19 protein-coding genes are annotated in these 18,788 nt (G+C 50.6%); 13 read left to right on the plus strand and 6 right to left on the minus strand.

What is annotated here, in order from left to right; translation table 11 throughout:
• Positions 1–3: 3 nt before the first annotated feature.
• From EP073_RS08540 to EP073_RS08550, 3 genes are read right to left on the minus strand one after another with little or no spacing between them, the layout of a single operon-like run.
• Positions 4–1,305, minus strand: a complete 1,302-nt coding sequence (locus EP073_RS08540) for a cobyrinic acid a,c-diamide synthase CobB (protein WP_128466731.1) — start codon at positions 1,303–1,305, stop codon at positions 4–6.
• Positions 1,306–1,764, minus strand: coding sequence for a precorrin-2 dehydrogenase/sirohydrochlorin ferrochelatase family protein (locus tag EP073_RS08545; RefSeq protein WP_128466732.1), 459 nt, complete (start codon positions 1,762–1,764; stop codon positions 1,306–1,308). It abuts the gene before it with no gap.
• Entirely contained in the window at positions 1,761–3,185 is a 1,425-nt protein-coding gene (locus EP073_RS08550; RefSeq protein WP_128466733.1) for a cobyric acid synthase, read from the minus strand. Before EP073_RS08550 ends, EP073_RS08545 begins: the two co-directional genes overlap by 4 nt.
• Before the next feature lie 168 nt (positions 3,186–3,353).
• Between EP073_RS08550 and EP073_RS08555 the strand changes: the two genes are divergently transcribed.
• The 4 genes from EP073_RS08555 (at position 3,354) to cobI (ending at position 6,336) form a co-directional block, all read left to right on the plus strand.
• Entirely contained in the window at positions 3,354–3,644 is a 291-nt protein-coding gene (locus EP073_RS08555) for an iron transporter (protein ID WP_128466734.1), read from the plus strand.
• The gene (locus EP073_RS08560; RefSeq protein ID WP_164885318.1) at positions 3,641–5,185 is read left to right on the plus strand and encodes a PepSY-associated TM helix domain-containing protein; all 1,545 of its coding nucleotides are present in this window, start codon (positions 3,641–3,643) and stop codon (positions 5,183–5,185) included. The genes EP073_RS08555 and EP073_RS08560 overlap by 4 nt, the downstream gene beginning before the upstream one ends.
• Positions 5,185–5,526 carry a DUF3325 domain-containing protein gene (locus EP073_RS08565; protein ID WP_128466736.1) on the plus strand — a complete coding sequence of 114 codons (342 nt, stop codon included), beginning with the start codon at positions 5,185–5,187 and terminating at the stop codon, positions 5,524–5,526. Before EP073_RS08560 ends, EP073_RS08565 begins: the two co-directional genes overlap by 1 nt.
• A gap of 126 nt (positions 5,527–5,652) precedes the next feature.
• Positions 5,653–6,336, plus strand: a complete 684-nt coding sequence (cobI, locus tag EP073_RS08570; RefSeq protein ID WP_128466737.1) for a precorrin-2 C(20)-methyltransferase — start codon at positions 5,653–5,655, stop codon at positions 6,334–6,336.
• On the opposite strand, the gene cbiR is transcribed toward cobI, so the two are convergent.
• From cbiR to EP073_RS08585, 3 genes are read right to left on the minus strand one after another with little or no spacing between them, the layout of a single operon-like run.
• On the minus strand, positions 6,325–6,993 hold the full coding sequence (gene cbiR, locus EP073_RS08575; protein ID WP_164885319.1) for a cobamide remodeling phosphodiesterase CbiR: 669 nt from the start codon (positions 6,991–6,993) through the stop codon (positions 6,325–6,327). The two genes, cobI and cbiR, sit on opposite strands and share 12 nt — an antisense overlap.
• The gene (gene cbiB / locus EP073_RS08580; RefSeq protein WP_128466739.1) at positions 6,984–7,961 is read right to left on the minus strand and encodes an adenosylcobinamide-phosphate synthase CbiB; all 978 of its coding nucleotides are present in this window, start codon (positions 7,959–7,961) and stop codon (positions 6,984–6,986) included. Before cbiB ends, cbiR begins: the two co-directional genes overlap by 10 nt.
• The gene (locus EP073_RS08585) at positions 7,958–8,953 is read right to left on the minus strand and encodes an aminotransferase class I/II-fold pyridoxal phosphate-dependent enzyme (protein WP_128466740.1); all 996 of its coding nucleotides are present in this window, start codon (positions 8,951–8,953) and stop codon (positions 7,958–7,960) included. Before EP073_RS08585 ends, cbiB begins: the two co-directional genes overlap by 4 nt.
• A gap of 87 nt (positions 8,954–9,040) precedes the next feature.
• Here EP073_RS08585 and cobU point away from each other — a divergent pair, with 87 nt between their 5' ends.
• The 9 genes from cobU to EP073_RS08630 all read left to right on the plus strand — a co-directional run bounded on the left by cobU (position 9,041) and on the right by EP073_RS08630 (position 18,775).
• On the plus strand, positions 9,041–9,550 hold the full coding sequence (gene cobU, locus EP073_RS08590; protein WP_128466741.1) for a bifunctional adenosylcobinamide kinase/adenosylcobinamide-phosphate guanylyltransferase: 510 nt from the start codon (positions 9,041–9,043) through the stop codon (positions 9,548–9,550).
• Complete coding sequence (gene cobT, locus EP073_RS08595; protein ID WP_128466742.1) at positions 9,547–10,620, plus strand: nicotinate-nucleotide--dimethylbenzimidazole phosphoribosyltransferase; 1,074 nt, start codon at positions 9,547–9,549, stop codon at positions 10,618–10,620. Before cobU ends, cobT begins: the two co-directional genes overlap by 4 nt.
• Positions 10,617–11,321, plus strand: a complete 705-nt coding sequence (locus EP073_RS08600; RefSeq protein WP_128466743.1) for an adenosylcobinamide-GDP ribazoletransferase — start codon at positions 10,617–10,619, stop codon at positions 11,319–11,321. The genes cobT and EP073_RS08600 overlap by 4 nt, the downstream gene beginning before the upstream one ends.
• Positions 11,322–11,524: 203 nt before the next feature.
• Positions 11,525–11,818 carry an iron transporter gene (locus EP073_RS08605; RefSeq protein ID WP_128466744.1) on the plus strand — a complete coding sequence of 98 codons (294 nt, stop codon included), beginning with the start codon at positions 11,525–11,527 and terminating at the stop codon, positions 11,816–11,818.
• On the plus strand, positions 11,815–13,503 hold the full coding sequence (locus EP073_RS08610; RefSeq protein WP_164885320.1) for a PepSY-associated TM helix domain-containing protein: 1,689 nt from the start codon (positions 11,815–11,817) through the stop codon (positions 13,501–13,503). Before EP073_RS08605 ends, EP073_RS08610 begins: the two co-directional genes overlap by 4 nt.
• Positions 13,503–13,784, plus strand: coding sequence for a DUF3325 domain-containing protein (locus EP073_RS08615; protein ID WP_128466746.1), 282 nt, complete (start codon positions 13,503–13,505; stop codon positions 13,782–13,784). Before EP073_RS08610 ends, EP073_RS08615 begins: the two co-directional genes overlap by 1 nt.
• 314 nt (positions 13,785–14,098) lie before the next feature.
• Positions 14,099–15,421 carry an efflux RND transporter periplasmic adaptor subunit gene (locus tag EP073_RS08620; protein WP_128466747.1) on the plus strand — a complete coding sequence of 441 codons (1,323 nt, stop codon included), beginning with the start codon at positions 14,099–14,101 and terminating at the stop codon, positions 15,419–15,421.
• Complete coding sequence (locus EP073_RS08625) at positions 15,421–17,361, plus strand: MacB family efflux pump subunit (RefSeq protein WP_128466748.1); 1,941 nt, start codon at positions 15,421–15,423, stop codon at positions 17,359–17,361. Before EP073_RS08620 ends, EP073_RS08625 begins: the two co-directional genes overlap by 1 nt.
• Positions 17,362–17,371: 10 nt before the next feature.
• Entirely contained in the window at positions 17,372–18,775 is a 1,404-nt protein-coding gene (locus tag EP073_RS08630) for an efflux transporter outer membrane subunit (protein ID WP_128466749.1), read from the plus strand.
• The last annotated feature ends 13 nt before the right edge of the window (positions 18,776–18,788 follow it).

An 18,788-nucleotide genomic window follows, 5' to 3' on the forward strand; every position in this document is an offset into this window, starting at 1 on the left:
TCCTTATTTCAGTATGAAATCCAGCACTGACGGATTGGAAGCGAAATGAAAGTGCACATAACCCGCCAGAGTGTTTTTTTTCAGAAAGCCGTCCTCTGAGCGTGCCTTAGATGTGACTTTCTCAAGGGTAAACAGATACTTCTCACGCACGTTTTCCAGCATCGAATAGTGAAACTCATGCCCCACAAGTCCGTTCAGATGCCCGCTGCCTGTCACCCGCACATAGCCAAGAGCCTGTCGCCTGTCCGTCATGCGGCATTCGGCATCAAACACACCCGCCATGCGGTGAAACTCGTCCTCTATGTTTATTCCGTCCGTCAGAAGCATCATCCCGCCGCATTCGGCAACCATCCGCCCGCCCGAGAGAGCATGCTCCCTCAGCCAGTCAAGCATCGTCCCCTGTGCCGCAAGTTCCCTGACATAAAGCTCGGGATAGCCGCCGCCTATGTACACAAGGTCGGCGTCTTCAACGGTTTCTCCTTTCAGCGGCGAAAAGAAGCGTATCTCATACCCTCTTCTTCTGAGCTCACGGAAATTCGCCTCGTAGTAAAAGCTGAAAGCGTGATCAAACGCCACCGCGCAGAGCTTATCCGCCACAGGACATGCGCCTGCTGTCTTTGTGAGCGGTTTTGTTAGCTTCAATGCGGCAAGGGAGTTTATATCAATGCAGGCTGCTGCCAGCCCGGCGCATTTGGCGTAATACTCCTCTTCCGTCTCAAGCGCTGTGGCTATGCCCAAGTGTCTGGATTTGACAAGCGGCTCCGCCTGCTTCGGAACACTGCCGAAAACTGTCAGTCCTGTATGGTGCTTTACTGCGTCCGTTATGAGTTTTTCATGGTTGAGGGAAGCGGTGTTGTTTATAATAACCCCCGCTATCTCCGCATCCGTGCTGAGAGCCTCTATCCCTTTGAGGAAAGCGGCTGCGGTGTATGAGCTTGAGGCGGCGTTCAGCACAATCACCGCGGGCAGACCGAGAGTTGAGGCAATATCATAAGTGCTCCCTTTGAAGTCTGTGTGATCCACACCGTCGAAAAAGCCCATAACCCCTTCCGCCACAGCTACATCCCGCCCTCTGCACCCTTCGGCAAAGATCTGTTTTACAGCGGCGTCATCCAGCATAACTGTATCAAGATTCTCAGCCGTGTGCCCTGCGCTTCTTGTCAGATGGCGGGTGTCTATGTAGTCAGGACCGCATTTAAACGGCGCGACTTTTCTGCCCGAATCCGCAAGAGCCCTGATTATTCCTGTGGTCAGGGTGGTTTTCCCCGAGCCGCTCTTTTCCGCCCCTATGACAAACCCGTTCATTTACTCACCTTTTTCGAGAAATACGGCTATTTTATCCCTCAGCTTTTTGGAGAATGAAGGCTCCTGACCCTGCGTTGATACAGAAACCACAGTACCCGTGTCCATGTCCGCATAAACAGCGGGCATATGAAAATCGCTCATGTCCGGATCATCCGCAACATTCACAGGTATATTTTTGATCTTCGCCTCTATTGCCAGCTCACGGTTGACCTCCTTGTCATCAGTGCAGATGAAAAGGAAATCCGCCCCGCGCATATCCTCCGCTGATGCGACTCTGAGAATCGTTTCAATCCCTTCATTATTCATTATTCCTTCAGTTGCGGACGGTGCTATGACTCTGATTTTGGGCTCCATACGGATCAGGGAGGCGATCTTCCGCTCCGCCACCTTGCCGCCGCCGATAAAAACAAGCCTTTTACCCCGTATATTCACAGATAAAGGGAAGTAGGACAGTTTCATAAAACCCCCTTCAATATCAGATCTATGTCGCAGTTATGCTTTATAGTCTCAGCCAGCAGGTCAAGCTGGCGTTCTTTTTCGTTTACATAGTCAGTTTCTTCAAAAGCCGTGCCGAGAAGAGAGTTCAGTGCCTTTATGTTCTCACTGTGTTCAAAGAAGCCGTGGAGATATGTTCCGAACACCTTTCCCTTTGCGGTGCAGACACCGTTTTCGGCAAGGCTTACCAGATCTCCGGTTTCCGTTCTGCCCATGTGCATTTCATAACCGGTGAGAGTCAGTCCGCTCCATGCGTTTCGTCCGGCATATTCTTTATGAATAAGCTCTTTTTGCTGAGTTATCACAGTTGACACAGGAAGAAGTCCCAGCCCGTTTATTCCGCCCTTTTCTCCTTCGATTCCCAGAGGATCGGTTATTTTTTCACCAAGCATCTGGAACCCGCCGCATATGCCGATTACAGGTATACGCCCGACCGCTTTCTTAACAGCTTCTGCAAAACCTGATTCCCGCAGAAACTTCATATCGTAAATTGTGTGTTTACTGCCCGGAATGATAACAATATCACAGTCATACAGTTCGTGAGGCTTGGAGGCATATACGAGCTGTACGCACTTCATGGCTTTCAGCGGAGCGAAGTCGGAAAAATTGCTTATGTACGGCAGACGGACAACGCCGACCTTCATCTCTGCCTTTTCCGTGTCGGACTGTATATCCTGCGAATCCTCCTCCTCAAGGGAAAGACGCATATGGGGCATAATGCCCGTAACAGGAACAGGGATAAGCTCCCCGAACATCCGTATTCCGGGCTCAAGGAGGGTTTTATCTCCTCTGAACTTATTTATTATGAAGCCCTTGACAAGCCTTGCCGTGTCAGCGGGCAGAAGATCGTAGGTTCCCTTCATCCACGCGAAAACTCCGCCTCTGTCTATGTCGCCGATTATCTGCACATCGGCATTGGCATATTCCGCCATGCGCATATTGACTATATCTGTCTTATGGAGATTGATTTCGGCGGGGCTGCCAGCGCCTTCCATGACGATTACTTCGTATTGTGATGCGAGGGAGTCATAGGCTTTGCAGGCGGTATCAAAATTTTCGGATGACAGAGTGTAGTATTCCCTTGCGGAATAAACGCCCGCCACCATGCCCATGCGCACAAGCTGGGACTTAGCCTCACCCTGCGGCTTAAGGAGAATGGGGTTCATGCGCACATCGGGTGTGATGCCCGCCGCCTCCGCCTGAAGAATCTGCGCCCTGCCCATCTCTAAACCGTCCGTCGTTACGCCTGCATTGAGCGCCATATTCTGGGATTTAAAAGGGGCGACACTCACACCCATGTTATTAAGCAGACGGCAGAAGCCGGCAGTCAGAAGACTTTTGCCCACACCTGAACCTGTTCCCTGAAACATGATGGATTTTGCCATTTTCCCCTCTTTTATACGAACTTAATCAATCCTGAACCAAACAGCAAGCATGATATACTGCTCACTTATTTAGTTATATAAAATTTTATTGATCTTATCTAATATTTCGTTAATATACCCCATAGGTTTTTATTACCTGCAAAATACCATTTGAATCGGGGGATATAAATGTTCAACTATTCCGCAAAAACAGTTTACAGGCTGGATGTAGCGTCCCGCACTGTGCTGGCTGTATTCGGAGGATACTGGGGCTGCGCGGCTTTTACGGTTCTCTTTACCCGCCTTCTGCCGTTTGATGCCAAAAGTGCGGCACTGACCGCGAATATGATTTTTTTTCTTATTTACACCTGCGTTTTTATCTGGGTTTTCTCTGTTAAAAAGCCGCTCACCGCATGGCTCGGCGTGGGCATTCCGTCCGCTGTTTGCGGGTTTGCGCTTTTTCTGTGGGGTGCTGCATGAAGGAAAAATTCCGTCAGTCAATGAGCTGGCTGCACACATGGAGCGGGCTTATACTGGGCTGGCTTATGTTTGTGATATTTTTCACCGGAACTCTGTCATACTTCCGTCAGGAGATAACCCACTGGATGCAGCCGGAGACCCACAGTTCGGTAAAATTTGATCCCGCTGCCGTGGACAAGGCAGTGGACTACCTGAAACAGAACGCTCCAGATGAGGCGGCGGGATGGCTGATCAGTCTGCCGAACGAGCGTACAAAAACTATTGAGGCGTCTTGGCGTGTGGTTAAAATCGATCCGAAATACGGCATACGTCCTGAAATAACTCAAAACTTCCTTGACGCAGCAACCGGAGAAAACACAAATGCCCGTAAAACCCACGGCGGCGAATTTCTCTACCGTTTTCATATTGAGCTTTACGGCATAGATAAAACCCACGGGCGCTGGATAATAGGCATAGCCACCATGGCTATGTTCATAGCCATAATCACAGGGATCATACTTCATAAGCGTATCTTTAAGGACTTCTTCACCTTCCGTCAGAACAAGGGAGTGCGTTCGTGGATGGATGCCCATATTTTCACAGCGATTCTGGCTCTGCCGTATCATATTATGATCACCTATTCCGGTCTGCTTCTATTGATGATGATACTCCTGCCTTGGAATACTGAGGAGTTTCTCCGGCAATATAAAGAAATGCGGGCCAAAATGATGTCTCAGCCCGTTGAGGTCATACCCGCCGATTTTGAAGCTTATCCGCCGGTTTCCCTTGTTCCGCTGCTTAAAGACGCAGAGGAAAGGCTTGGTGAAAAGATAGGCAGAATATATATCAGCAACCCGGGTCAAAGGAGCATGACAGCACAGTTCGTTCCTTTCAGGAGCGATAAAATAACATACACAGACAGAAGCCGCAGCGCCGAGGCGAGCGTGAGCTACAGCCTCCGCAACGGCAGATTCTACGGAGAGATGACGGCAGAGCCCGTTTCCGCCGCTTATTCAATATTCAATGCTTTCAGCACTCTTCATGTGGCCAGATTCGCGGACACCTTTATGAGGTGGCTGTTTTTCTTATCCGGGGTGATGGGAACGATAATGACCGCCACGGGGCTCATAATCTGGACACAGAAAAAGGCGAAAGCCGCTCACAAATCCTTCGGACGCAAGCTTGTTGAGGTGCTGAACATAGGCGGAATAACCGGACTCGCAGCAGCCACCGCCGCCTACTTCTGGGCGAACAGACTTATTCCCGCTTCCCTTGAAAACCGAATGAGCCTTGAGCTCTGGGCTTTTTTCAGCGTGTGGGCGCTCTCGTTCGCGCATCCCCTGATACGTGACAGGAAAAAGGCGTGGGTAGATCAGCTCTGGCTCTGCGCCGGACTGTATGCGCTTCTTCCAGTGCTGAACGCCTTTACATCGCCCATGAACCTGATAAAAGCCTTTTCCGCAGGAAATATGATAGTGGCAGGATTTGATCTGACGGCTCTGGCAACAGGCGTTCTGCTCGGTCTGACGGCTGTCGCAGTCTCCAAAAAAGAGGTGAAATAATGTTATCCGGACTTATAACCCTCGCCCTGACATTCACGGGCTTCACCCTCATAGCTCTCTCCATGGACAAACACCACGCGCAGATCATAGGGAGTGAAATTAACCCTAAACTCAGACCTGCCTTCATGTTTTTCGGCTGGGTGCTGCTTATTGTTTCCGCTGTTCCGTGCGTTCAGCAGTATAAAATATCCATCGGGCTCAGTGCATGGTTCGGCTGCATGAGTGTATCGGGCAGCCTGCTTGTGCTTATGCTGGCGTATACACCTAAAAAGGTTTTTGCGGGCGCGGCAGGGGCAGTTCCTTTTGCCGCCCTCATATTTCTGATACAGGTTTTTCTGTAGATTCTTCTCTTTCAGCCCGCACTGTTTTGACGGCGGTGCGGGCTCCTCATAATATTCCTTCTATGATAAACTTATGGACAAACCGCCGCTCTTTTTTATAAGCTTAAGATTATTGAGGTGCTTATAATGATTATTTACGGAATCGGTCTCGGACCCGGTGATCCGGAGCTTGTTACGGTCAAGGCTGTCAAAACCCTTGAAAAATCAGACATTGTCATAGTCCCCCAGTCCGACAAAACAGGGCGGAGCATAGCGGGCGACATAGTGAAAAACTATGTGCCGGAGGAGAAGATCCTCTGGTACTACTTCCCCATGACGGGCAACAAGGCGGATCTGGATGTACGCTATACAGCACTGGCAGCGGAGATGGAAAGGCTCGCGGCAGAAGGCAAAGTAATCAGCTACGTCACCATAGGCGATACTCCGGTTTACAGCACGTTCAATTACCTGCGTGATAAGCTCAAGGCAAAAAATATAGACACAAAAATGATAGCGGGAATCTCCGCGTTTTCAGCGTCAGCAAACAGGATGAACCTTCCCCTCTGCGAAAAGGACGGTTCATTCTGTGTGGTGGAAATGCCTGATACAGATGATGAACTCCTCGAACTTACCCGCCGTTTCACTTCTGTTGTGCTGATGAAGGTGCACAAAAGGCTCGGCGTTCTGGTTGATTTCGTGCGGAAAAACAGCCTCAGTGAGGCGTACCTTTTTCAGCGTGTGACAATGGAGGATGAACAGATCTTCGACCTGCTTAAGGAAACGCCGGAGGAATCGGCGGGTTATCTCTCAACGGCTATTTTAAAGGCTTAGGAGAATGTCCAGAGATTCAAGAAAGGCGTTCTCCTCAAAGACCTCAACGCAGACTGTGAGTTCCTGAAGCTCCGCAAAGTTTTTAATCAGGCGGAGCGTATTCTTATCAATGTATTTCAGGCTCTGATGATCACGCATTCCGTCTGAGCCGTGCAGGTGGATAAGACCAATGTCTCTGCCCCAGTGCCTTATTATATCCTCAACCGTTCCGCCGTAATGGAGCACATGCCCTAAGTCGGCGCAGATCCACACGGGCTCATTGGGAATAAGCCCAAACAGGTTTGCGTCATCGCCGCCGTTTTCAAGTGTTACGGGGAGATCTGTCTTCGCTATGAAGTTGATCAGATGCTCAAAGAACGAATCCTCTTTCTGTATATGGAGTGTATGAGTATGCGCTTCCAGAGGGAGGAGAAGCTCTGCGTAACGCTCTATCACAGCCCAGTTTTCTTTCTTTGACAAATCAATATCGTAAGGCATGTGCACATTGAACCGCATTCCCGTTGCGGCAAGCTCCGCAACTTCAGCAGGATCAGGTTCGTCACCCTCATAAAGGCTGGACATGTACAAAAGCTCCACCTCGTCCACGAACTCTTGCAGAAAGCGGACATTTGTAATTCGGTCTGCCCTTTTTATGAATGACGGAGCGGCTATGCGCATAGAGGACACCCGCCGTAATACCGCAGCACAAAATAAACGGCAACGCATAACGCTACGGCAAAGACTGCGGCGGTTTCAAACAGCCTAACCGCCTCTTTTATTCTCTCAGGTTCCGGTTCGCCTGTTCCTTCCCCGATAAACGGCTTGTCCTTAACCTTGCCGAAATAGGACACCGGTCCGCCGAGACGCAGGCTCATGGCTCCGGCAAATGCGGACATGGAATGCGCCGAATTGGGACTGTCATGGGCAAGCCTGTATTTCAGAACAGTTTTCAGAGTATTTTTCATGCTCATACCACAGAAAGGGGCGGACAAGGCGATTATCACAACGGAGAGTCTGGCGGGAATGAAATTAAGCACATCATCAAGACGGGCGGCGAATTTGCCGAAGCTGACATACTTTTCATTTCTGTAGCCAATCATCGAATCCAGCGTACTCGCAGCCTTGAAGAACAGAGCTCCTGCCCCGCCGCCGAAAACGGAAAAGAAAAGAGGCGAAAGCACACCGTCAGTATAATTCTCGGACACGGATTCCACTGCGGATTTCACAACCGCCGCTCCGTCCATATTCTCAGTGTCACGGCTGACTATCATGGAGAGCTCACGCCTCGCAGAAGGCAGATCACCCCCCGCAAGGGGCTCATAGACCTTCATGGCGTGCTGCTTCATTGATTTTGCACTTACAGCGGTATATATGATCACTGAGTTTAACAGGACAAACGCATAAATATGAAAACCATAGGCAAAATAAAGCAGGGCAGCCCCAAGCCCTGTCCAGAACATGGCGGACAAAACTGTCAGCAGCATCCCACCGGCAAAGCCGGAGCGGTACAGATATTTTTCCAGAAATCTGTTAATTCTGCCCATGAGAACAACCGGATGAAGCCCTGTTCTCGGATCGCCGAAAATATCATCCAGAAAAAAGGCTATAGCCGCCGAAACAAGGTTCAGGCTGATGAACTGTGTCACAGCACATTCCCCAGAGCATCAACCAGAGGCTGCATATCACCGCGCACGGAAAAGCGTATGTGTTCACCAATAAGCCCTGTGAAATTAGCGCAGTCACGGATAAGCACTCTCTGCTCAAAGCATTTACGGAAAGCGTCCGCAGAGGTCACTCCGTGCAGACGGCAGAGTATGAAATTGACGTCCGATTCCAAGGGTTCGATCCACCCGAGCTTGTCCAGCTCGGGGAGAAAAGCTTTTTTCAGCTTGGCTGTCTTGGCGGCAGTCTTTGACGTATCTTCATTCAAGAGAAGCATACCCGCAGCCTGAGCGGCAGTATTCACATTCCATGGCGGCATAAGTCCGGTAATCCTGCCTATGAGTTCTTCATTGCCGGAGATCACAAAACCGAGCCTCAGCCCGGGCACGCCGAATATTTTGGAGAACGAACGCAGAACGGCAAGGTTCTCAGTGAGATGGTTTTTCAGCGTGAAATCAGGCTCATTCACGTGAAAAGGCATGTAGGATTCATCAACTGCAAACATAGTCTGCGGGTTGGTTTTGATCATTTCAAGAAGCACCGCACGGGCAGTTGTCCCGCCTGTGGGGTTGTTGGGATTGCAGATAAAACACAGATCCGCCGGTGCAAGCACAGGATGGGTTTTAACGCTTATTCCGTACATGCGGCAGAAATATTCGTAATCGGAATATGTTGGCGCTGCAATATTCGCCCTTTTGTCTGAGTACAGGCGGCATATTTTCTCTATGGCTTCTGTCGTACCGGCGGTAACGCAGACATTTTCAGGGCTTACGCCGATAGAAGCTGCATAGGCTTTTCTGAGGGTGCATGATTCGGGCTCGGGCAGAACGGAGAGAAGCTCAGGCAGATTAAGCCCGCTGAGGCGCTGCGGCTGCATGTGACTCACGTTTCCGCTGTAGTCTCTGATTTCTGCCAGCGGAACATTCAGTTCTGCCGCCGCTTTATATATGTCTCCGCCGTGTTTTCCCTGTTTCACGTGGGTTTCCCCCTTTAAAATAATAATGTTTTATAGCGTAAAGAATCATCTTGTCATACAATAATTTTGTTTTTACGGAGATAAAAAATGATCACACTCATAACAGGCGGGGCGGGAACGGGCAAAACATCCTATGCTCTGAACCTTGCGGAAAAGCATGCAAAAAAAGCCTATATCGCAACAGCGGAAGTGACTGACGGCGAAATGGGGCTCAAAATAGAGAAGCACAGACAGGAAAGAGACGAAACCTACACCACATATGAGGAGCCGCTGGAAATAGACGAGGCTCTCACCGAAGCGGCGGAAGAGAATGACATAATTGTTCTGGACTGTCTGACCTTCTGGATCAATAATCTTCTGTATTATAAAAAACCTGCGGCGGAATACACCTACAGGCTCATAAACGCACTGAAAAACGCGGGAAAGCCCGTTATTATAGTAACAAACGAGGTGAGCACTGGCGTTGTACCCGCAGATAAGCTCACGAGGGAATATGTCAGCCTCACTGCGGCTGCGAACAGGAAAATAGCAGACATTGCGGATAATGTAATACTCATGGTGGCAGGACAGCCGCTTTACGTTAAGGGGGAAAGATGAGATTTCAGCAGATAGTGGAAGACATTAAAGAGAGCAATAAGACGGTTTATGAAAAAGCCCGTGAACGCACCGCAAACCTCATAATGCCGCCGAGAGCCATGGGCAGGCTGAACGATATATCCGAAAAGCTCTGCGCAATTTACGGAAACCTCAAACCCGCAACGGATAAACGTGCCGTATTTGTTATGGCGGGCGACCACGGTATAGCGGCTAAGGGTGTAAGCGCCTTCCCGCAGGAGGTCACGGGTCAGATGATGGGCGCCTTTATGGGCGGCATGGCGACAATAAACGCCCTCTCAAAGGCGGTGGGAGTCAAGGTTTTTGTGACGGACGCAGGCACGCTCCACTCCATGCCGGACGCTGTTATCTCCGAAAACGCCGAGTTTTTTCAGCGTAAAGTCGCTTCAGGAACTAAGGATTTCTCCGCTGAGCCCGCCATGACAAATGAGCAGGCGAAGCTGTCGATCCTCGCCGGATACGACGTTACAAGCGAACAGATCAGAAGACACGGACTGAATCTTGTCGCCACCGGAGACATGGGAATAGGAAACACAACCCCATCCTCCGCCATAGGCAGCGTCATCACCGGAGAAACAGTCGAAATGATGACAGGCATGGGCTCAGGGCTCACCGACGACAGGGTGTTGAACAAAATCAATATGATAAAACAGGGGATAGAGATAAATAAGCCGAACCCTAAAGACGGTCTGGACGTTCTCGCCAAGGTCGGCGGATTTGAGATAGGGGCGATCGCCGGAACCATAATCGCCGCCGCACACCACAGAATCCCCGTTGTGATAGACGGCATAATCTCCACAGCAGGCGCACTTATAGCGGCAAGCATAGCCCCTAAAACCCTTGACTACATGATAGCCGGACACGTCTCAGAGGAACCCGGGCATAAGCTGATGCTCCGCCATCTGGGGCTTGTGCCTGTGCTTGATCTCGGCATGAGGCTCGGCGAAGGCACAGGAGCCGTCGCCGCTATGCAGATAATTGATCTTGCCGCCGCTGTAATCCGTGATGTAGCAACCTTTGAGGAGGCAGCCGTCTCCGGCAGGGATGAATGATGAAGGGCTTCATTCAGGCTTTATCCTTCCTCACGGTAATCAGAATCAGAACAGGCGGGGAATACAGACCCGCCGCCATGATTCCGTACTTCGCGCCCGCAGGTCTTGCAATCGGTGCGGGTCTGTGGGCAGTGTCACATGTTACGGACGGTTTCTTCCTCCGTCCCGTACTGATGCTGGTCTACCTTGCCGCAGTGACCGGAGCGCTCCACCTCGACGGATTCATAGATACTGCGGACGCCCTCTTCTCCCACCGGAGCCGTGAGCGCAAGCTTGAGATAATGAAAGATCCCCACGCGGGCTCAATGGGTATTGTGGCGGTTGCGCTTCTGCTTCTTGCCAAATGGTCTGCCTTTTCGCAAATCGGCGGCATTTGGCTCATAGCCGTAATACCCGCCTACGCACGCTTTGCAGCGGTGATCGGCATGCTCGCCCTCCCCTATGCACGTAAAGAGGGGCTGGGTAAAATGTTCGCCGAAGGAGCGGGGAAAGCAGCGCTTTTACAGATAATCCCCTTTATGATCGCCGTGTTCTGGTTCTGCGGTCTGTCATTCTTCTTATGGTTTCATTTTGTGTTCATCATATGCGTGCTCCTTGTCCTGTTCTTTTACCGTTTTTCCCTCGGCGGAATCACAGGGGATCTCATGGGTGCGATGATAGAATTTATCGAAGCAGCCCTTTTCATTTTTGCTGCCCTTTAAGTTTTGTAAAGCCCAAGTTAGGCAAGAGCAAATTTGTTGACATGTCCCAACAAGACTGATATTCACTTAAACGACATTAAGCTTAAAAGATTCCTCTTTTAAGTCCCGAGATCCATTTCCTTCAGAGATTCAGAATATGTCATAAAAGAATCGGCGGCAGTTATGCTTACGGTTCGGTATTTTTAATATTCAGGGGGAATTTTATGACTAAAAACTCATCGGGAATGCGCTATAAAGCCGAAGTTGCTTCCCGTGTTCTGCTTGCCGTTTTCGGCGGTTACGCTCTTTCGGCTTTTGTTACCTTATGGATAACGAAGTTCATGCCTTTTGAGCCGAGATACGCTGCCACAGCCGCAAACATGCTCTTTTATCTCATTTACACATGTGCAGTCATATGGTCTTTCGCTAACATAAGAACAATAACAGCATGGCTTGGAATCTGCATTCCGGCGGCGCTTCTGGGCGGGCTCCTGCTGCTTCCGTGGAGCGTACAATGAGAGAAAAATTCCGTCAGTCAATAAGCTGGCTCCACACATGGAGCGGACTCATAATCGGGTGGCTCCTTTTCGCTATTTTCTTTACTGGAACCTATTCATATTTCAGAAACGAAATAACCTACTGGATGCAGCCTGAGCTTCACGGTTCCATACCCACGGGCAGCGAAGCGTCTATGGCTGTGAATTACCTTGAGAGAGTTGCCCCGGATTCTCCGAGCTGGTCAATAACTCTTCCTGATGCCAGAAACAGGGTGGTTCAGGTTGTCTTCAGAGAACAGCCGCAGCAGATTCAGGCTCCCGAGCGCCCCGGAAAAGAACGCCCCGAAGGCGCTGAAAACACTGGAAGGCAGCCAAGAGACGAAGGACGCGCGCACACGGCGGCAGAAGGCGGCGATAAACCCGACAATACGAAAAACACACAGCAGGAAAACGCAACACCAGTAAGAGTGCCGATGACAGTCCACTATCTGGACTCTCAGACAGGCGAACGCATCATCCCCAGAGAGACAAGGGGAGGAACATTCCTCTACCGCTTCCATGTGGAGCTGTACGGAATGGACAGGATGACCGGACGGAAAATAATCGGAGCCGCCACGATGGTTATGTTCATAGCCATAATCAGCGGCGTAATAATCCATAAACGAATATTTGCGGACTTTTTCACCTTCCGCAGGAAAAAAGGCACGAGATCATGGACAGATGCCCACATCTTCACCGCCGTTCTCGCCCTGCCCTATCATATAATGATCACTTACTCGGGGCTTGTTCTGTTCATGATGATCCTGCTCCCGTGGAACGCAGACGGAATGAGAAGAATGCACAGCCACGCTCAGCCTGCTCAGACTGTCTCATATGAGGAAAGAGTGAAGCTTACGCCTGTAGAACCGCTTATAAAGAATGCCGAGGAACGTCTGAAATCGAAGATTCAGCGTATTTCAATCAGCAATCAGGGAAAAAAGAACATGCTGATTGAAATGGTTCCCTCCGGAAGAAAAAGCATCACCGCAACAGGTAGAGGAAGCGGAACCGCTGTTCAGGTAGCCTATAACGGAGTAAACGGAAGGTTCATGGGCGAAGCGGTAACCTCAGCTCCGAACGCTGTGGCGGCTACAGCAAATGTTCTCGGTTCACTGCATCTTGCCCGATTTGCCGATACATTTACAAGGTGGCTGTTCTTCATCTCCGGAGTTCTCGGAACAGCTATGGTCGGAACGGGGCTCATAATCTGGACACATAAAAAATCAAAAGCCATGAATAAATCATTCGGCAGAAAGCTTGTAGAGGTGCTTAATGTCGGCGGGATGACAGGGCTCACCGCAGCAACTGCCGTTCATCTCTGGTCAAACAGGCTTCTCCCCTTTGACCTTGCATCAAGGGCAAACTGGGAAATACGCCTCTTCTTCACTGCATGGCTTCTCTGCTGCCTCCATCCGCTGGTGAGACCAGTGAGAAAAGCATGGACGGAGCAGCTTGCGTTCTGCGCAGCTCTCTACTGCCTTCTTCCCGTGCTCAACGCATTCACCTCCAAGGTGAACCTGTTCAGCGCCATAGCTCAGGGCAACGCCATAATCGCAGGCTTTGACCTCACTGTTTTCGGCTTCGGTCTTCTCTTCGGCTATGCCGCATGGAAAACATCGGAAATTGAAGAAAAAAAACCTTCAGCCGCTGCTCAGGGGGTGCACTGATGCTTTACGGAATAATCTCAATGATTCTGTCGTTCTCAGGTCTCGCAGCTCTTGCCCTGTCGCTGGACAGACACTGGCAGCAGTTCAGAGCCGGAATCCCCGCCGCAAAAGATAAAATAATACTACGAACAGCGGGATGGCTTCTTCTGGCAGTATCCCTTGTCCCATGCGCCGCTCACTGGGGCACGGCAATAGGATTAAGCGCCTGGTTCGGAGCGGCAAGTGTCTCGGGAAGCGTTCTCGTGATGCTTCTCTCGTACGCTCCGGCAAAAAAAATATAATAATTCTGGGTTACCCAAGGCAAAACTTCTCCGTCTTTAAACCAATAGGGGTTAGTTTTGTCTTATATTTTGAAGTCGCACCGTTTCCTGTAGGTCGGTGCGGCTTCTTAATGTACGGAGAATGAGCCGATTATGAATAATTTGCACACAAGTGAGCAGAAAATGCACCTGAACCTAATGGTTACACTTTTTTTCACCCTTATTTACAAGCATCTTACAACTTATTACGGCAAAGGCATAGCTATTGCTTTTAACAACAGAGGCAATCAGTATCAGGTCTGTTGCCTGTATGATTTATAAGCACAAGGATTGATATGAACAGGAAAAACACATCGTCAAAAGTACGAAAAATAATTCTTTTAACCGCATCCGCAGTCATAGTCTTTATTGCAGTGTCAACCGCGTTCAGCCTTTGGAAGGATATTTCAGCAGGACGCACCACAGCATCAGCAGGAACCACGGCTCAGGTTCAGAGAGGGAACATAGAGGTTCTTGTTTCCGCGACCGGAACTTTGCAGCCCCTTGATTATGTGGATGTGGGCGCTCAGGTTTCGGGTCAGCTTAAAAAAATCCACGTCGAAGTTGGCAGCGAGGTTAAATCAGGAGAGCTCCTTGCGGAAATAGACCCTACTCTTTTCATAGCGCAGGTAGACGCAAGCCGTGCGCAGCTCCGTTATCAGCAGGCGCAGCTTAAGGACAGGGAAGCCCAGCTCTCTCTGGCAGAAAGCCAGCTCAAACGCCAGAAAAATCTTTTCACAGAGGATGCCACAACACTTGAGACAGTTCAGAACGCTGAGGCTGAATACAAATCCGCTCTTGCGCAGCTTGAAATGCTGAAGGCTCAGATAGAGCAGACGGAATCAGACCTCAGAGCCGATGAGGCAAATCTCAATTATGCTAAAATTTACGCCCCCATGGACGGCACCGTGGTTTCAGTCAGCGCACGTCAGGGGCAGACGCTGAACGCCAACCAGTCCGCTCCGACAATTCTCCAGATAGCGGATCTCGCCACAATGACAGTTCAGACAGAGGTATCCGAAGCGGATATTATAAAACTCAAAACAGGCATGAGAGCGTATTTTACAACTCTCGGCGGTCAGGGCAGAAGATGGTACGGCGAACTCAGGCGCATAGAGCCCACACCGACAACGGAGAACAACGTTGTGCTCTACAACGCCTTGTTTGATGTGGACAATACGGAACGTAACCTTCTTCCGCAGATGACAGCGCAGGTTTTTTTCATAACCGCCTCAGCCCGTGATACTTTTCTTGTGCCTGTCTCTGCGGTAAAAGCAGTCACTCAGGCGGCACCGTCAGCAGAAGAACGCGGTCCGCGCGGAAATGACAACGTCAGCGAAGGGCAGCAGCAGCGCAAAAAAAGACAGCAGCAGAACAGCGGTACCCGAACGCTTTCAGGAGCGAGCGAAGCAACCGTGCTGAACCCTGACGGAACAACGCAGATAAGAACGATCAAGGTCGGCATAACAAACCGTATTCAGGCGCAGATACTTGAAGGACTGAACGAAGGTGAAACAGTTATCCTTTACCCTTCTGAAACGAAAAAAACGTCATCACAGCAGAATAACAGCTTCGGACCGCCCCCGGGAGCAGGACTCGGAATGCAGGGGATGCGCTGATGAACGGAAACAGAATGCCTCTGATAGATTTACGGGGCATTTATAAGACATACAAAACCGGAGAGCTTTCGGTTGAGGTTCTCCACGGAATAAACCTGAAAATACAGCAGGGCGAGTTTGTGGCTATAATGGGTGCCTCAGGCTCCGGCAAATCAACCCTGATGAATATACTCGGCTGTCTGGATCAGCCTACGGAAGGCACTTATCTTTTCATGGGCGAGGATGTTTCCCGCTTCGGCAAGGATGAACTGGCAAGACTCCGCAGAGAGGAGTTCGGCTTCATATTTCAGAGCTACAACCTCATAAGCACAGCTACAGCGGCAGAAAACACAGAGGTTCCCGCAGTGTATGCCGGTATTCCCCAGCATGCCCGCAGGAAGAGAGCAATTGAGCTATTAACCGAATTGGGGCTTGACGACAGAACGCACCACCGCCCCACTCAGCTCTCAGGCGGTCAGCAGCAGAGGGTCTCCATAGCCCGCGCGCTGATGAACGGGGGACGCATAATCCTTGCCGATGAGCCCACAGGAGCGCTGGACAGCAAAAGCGGCACAGAGGTAATGAAACTACTCGGCGATCTTTCCGCCAAAGGACACACAATAATACTCATCACCCATGAAAGAAGGGTTGCCGAATATGCCGACAGGATAATAGAAATAAGTGACGGCAATATCCTCAGCGATGCCGTGATAAAAAAAGCGGCGGAAAAACCGGAGATATTCAGTCCGGAACCGGAAAAAGTCTCAAGGTTCACAGAACTCACGGAAGCGGCGAAAACCGCAGTAAGATCACTTAAAAGCAATATATTCCGCACTGTGCTGACTCTTCTGGGAATAGTGATAGGCGTTGCCTCGGTAATCACCATGCTCGCAGTAGGCGACGGAGCCAAGCAGGAGGTTGTGGACAGAATAAGCTCAATGGGAAGCAACCTGATGAACGTTCGCCCCGGCGCACCGAACATGCGGGGACGAATGAACATTGCTACCCTTGTGCCGGACGATGTGAAAGCGATAAAAGACCTGCCGAACATCCTAGCCGCCGTGCCGGAGCAGGAAAGCTCCGTTACTGTGCGGTTTGAGGAATCCGACCATTCCACAAAAATAAACGGAACCTCACCGGATTATATAATAGCCAGAAACTGGGAAGTAGCTGAGGGAACCTTCTTCACCGATGAGGATGAAGAGCTTTACGCCACTGTGGCGGTTCTGGGGAAAACCGTTGCCGATGCGCTTTTCAGCGGCAGGGAACCAACTGGAAGCTATATTCTCATCAACAATATACCTTTTCAGGTGATAGGCGTTATGTCCGAAATGGGCGCAGGAATAGGCGGGCAGGATCAGGACGACATAATCTTCGTGCCCTACACCACGGGCAGCCTGCGTCTTACCGGTCAGAACTATCTGCGCAATATCACCGTCGCGGTAAAGGACACAGGCATAATAAACGATACTCAGGATGCTGTTTTCACAGCGATTCTCGCCATGCACGGCGGAGTTGAGGACTTCCAGATACGCAACATGGCGTCCCTGATCGAAAACGTGTCCGAAACCCAGAACACAATGACCATACTTCTCGGTTCCATAGCGGCAATCTCCCTTCTCGTGGGCGGAATAGGTGTAATGAACATAATGCTTGTCTCCGTAACAGAACGCACAAGGGAGATAGGCATACGCATGGCTACAGGGGCGAGAATGCGAAATATACTCCAGCAGTTTTTAATAGAAGCCGTCACAGTCTCCGCCCTCGGAGGGCTCATTGGCGTTGCGGCGGGTCTTGGCATGGCGGGAATAATATCCGCCTTCGGTACGCCTGTGAAATATGAGATGACTCCGGTGGTTGCCGCTTTCGGGTGCGCCTTCGCCACAGGGCTCATATTCGGTTATCTGCCCGCCCGCAAAGCAGCAGGTCTGAACCCTGTCACCGCCCTTGCGTCAGAATAGAGGTAAAATAATGAAAATACGTAAATTCACATATGCCTTCTGCGTGTCCGCCCTGCTCTTCTCCGCCGGATGCGCCGCCAAACAGACGGAAAATTTCACCCCGCCCGTAATGCCCGCCGCATGGATTGCGGAGCATGACAACAAAAGCGCCTTAATCAACTCCGACTGGTGGAAAAGCTTCAACTCGCCCGTGCTGGCGGAACTCATTGACAGAAGCCTTAAACAGAGCCCGGACATCACCACTGCGGCGGAAAGCATAATTCAGGCAAAAGCGCAGCTTAAGAGCACAGGCGCGTCTATGTTCCCGTCTGTTAATCTCAGCGGCGGCTCATCGGTAAACCGCAGCTTTCCGTCAGAGGGAAGCGCCCGCACAAGTGAATCCTCCAGTCTCTCCCTCGGCGTCAGCTATGAGGTGGATGTATGGGGCAGAATATCCGCGCAGGTCAGGGGAGCCAAGGAATCACTCAAAGCTGCGGAATACGACTATGACGCAGTCAGGCTCACGCTGGTTTCCGGTGTGGCAAACGGATATTTCCAACTCCTTTCACTGGAAAAAAGGATCGAGTATGCCGAAATCAACCTTGAAACCGCTGAAAGAATATTGAAGATAGTTCAGGCAAAATACAGAAACGGCAGCGCACTCAAGTCAGAACTGCTTAATCAGGAATCTACAGTTCTCAGCAGAAAAAGCACTCTGCTCTCACTGGAAGAAGAGAAAAAGCAGACACTTAACGCTCTTGCCGTGCTCACCGGAACAATGCCGCAGGATTTCAGCACCGGAGCAGAGGATTTCGGCGCTGTTTCTGTTCCGGCAGTCACCGCCGGACTCCCCTCAGACCTTCTGCTGAGAAGACCGGATCTGGTCAAAGCTGAGGCTCAGATAGCCGCCGCTGACGCAAACGCAGCAGCCGCCAGAGCGGCGCTTTTCCCAACACTCTCCCTTTCCGGCTCGGCGGGGCTCGCAACGGACGCTCTTCTTTCCCTAGCCAATCCGGCTACAAGCATAGGTTTGTCTGCATCCGTTGTTCAGTCAATATTTGACGGCGGGACAAAACGCAGCCAAATAACTATCAGTGAATCACAGAAACGGGTTCTTGCGGAAAATTACCGTAAATCCGTTCTCACCGCCCTTCAGGAGGTTGAGGACGCTCTCAATTCCGTTAAATACGGAGAGGAAAGGGAAGAAATCCAGAACCAGACAACAGCCAAGCTTGAACATTCCCTCCGTCTGACGGAAATACAGTACAGAGAAGGTTCAAACAGCCTTTCGGATGTTCTGGACGCTCAGACCTCGCTCTTTCAGGCAAGGGATCAGCTTGCCTCACTCCGTCTCACACGTATAAACGCTGCTGTCGATATGTTCAAGGTGCTTGGCGGCGGATGGGAAATAACTGATAAAATTGCGGAAAAATAAGCTTAAGGTTGTG

It is taken from the genome of Geovibrio thiophilus (genome assembly GCF_004087915.1).
Taxonomy (GTDB): domain Bacteria; phylum Chrysiogenota; class Deferribacteres; order Deferribacterales; family Geovibrionaceae; genus Geovibrio; species Geovibrio thiophilus.

Bases quoted from the DNA above. Each gene is read 5' to 3' on its own strand.
- EP073_RS08540 (WP_128466731.1), bottom strand. From the start codon at position 1,305: ATGAACGGGTTTGTCATAGGGGCGGAAAAGAGCGGCTCGGGGAAAACC.
- EP073_RS08545 (WP_128466732.1), bottom strand. From the start codon at position 1,764: ATGAAACTGTCCTACTTCCCTTTATCTGTGAATATACGGGGTAAAAGG.
- EP073_RS08550 (WP_128466733.1), bottom strand. From the start codon at position 3,185: ATGGCAAAATCCATCATGTTTCAGGGAACAGGTTCAGGTGTGGGCAAA.
- EP073_RS08555 (WP_128466734.1), top strand. From the start codon at position 3,354: ATGTTCAACTATTCCGCAAAAACAGTTTACAGGCTGGATGTAGCGTCC.
- EP073_RS08560 (WP_164885318.1), top strand. From the start codon at position 3,641: ATGAAGGAAAAATTCCGTCAGTCAATGAGCTGGCTGCACACATGGAGC.
- EP073_RS08565 (WP_128466736.1), top strand. From the start codon at position 5,185: ATGTTATCCGGACTTATAACCCTCGCCCTGACATTCACGGGCTTCACC.
- cobI (WP_128466737.1), top strand. From the start codon at position 5,653: ATGATTATTTACGGAATCGGTCTCGGACCCGGTGATCCGGAGCTTGTT.
- cbiR (WP_164885319.1), bottom strand. From the start codon at position 6,993: ATGCGCATAGCCGCTCCGTCATTCATAAAAAGGGCAGACCGAATTACA.
- cobU (WP_128466741.1), top strand. From the start codon at position 9,041: ATGATCACACTCATAACAGGCGGGGCGGGAACGGGCAAAACATCCTAT.
- cobT (WP_128466742.1), top strand. From the start codon at position 9,547: ATGAGATTTCAGCAGATAGTGGAAGACATTAAAGAGAGCAATAAGACG.
- EP073_RS08600 (WP_128466743.1), top strand. From the start codon at position 10,617: ATGATGAAGGGCTTCATTCAGGCTTTATCCTTCCTCACGGTAATCAGA.
- EP073_RS08605 (WP_128466744.1), top strand. From the start codon at position 11,525: ATGACTAAAAACTCATCGGGAATGCGCTATAAAGCCGAAGTTGCTTCC.
- EP073_RS08610 (WP_164885320.1), top strand. From the start codon at position 11,815: ATGAGAGAAAAATTCCGTCAGTCAATAAGCTGGCTCCACACATGGAGC.
- EP073_RS08615 (WP_128466746.1), top strand. From the start codon at position 13,503: ATGCTTTACGGAATAATCTCAATGATTCTGTCGTTCTCAGGTCTCGCA.
- EP073_RS08620 (WP_128466747.1), top strand. From the start codon at position 14,099: ATGAACAGGAAAAACACATCGTCAAAAGTACGAAAAATAATTCTTTTA.
- EP073_RS08625 (WP_128466748.1), top strand. From the start codon at position 15,421: ATGAACGGAAACAGAATGCCTCTGATAGATTTACGGGGCATTTATAAG.
- EP073_RS08630 (WP_128466749.1), top strand. From the start codon at position 17,372: ATGAAAATACGTAAATTCACATATGCCTTCTGCGTGTCCGCCCTGCTC.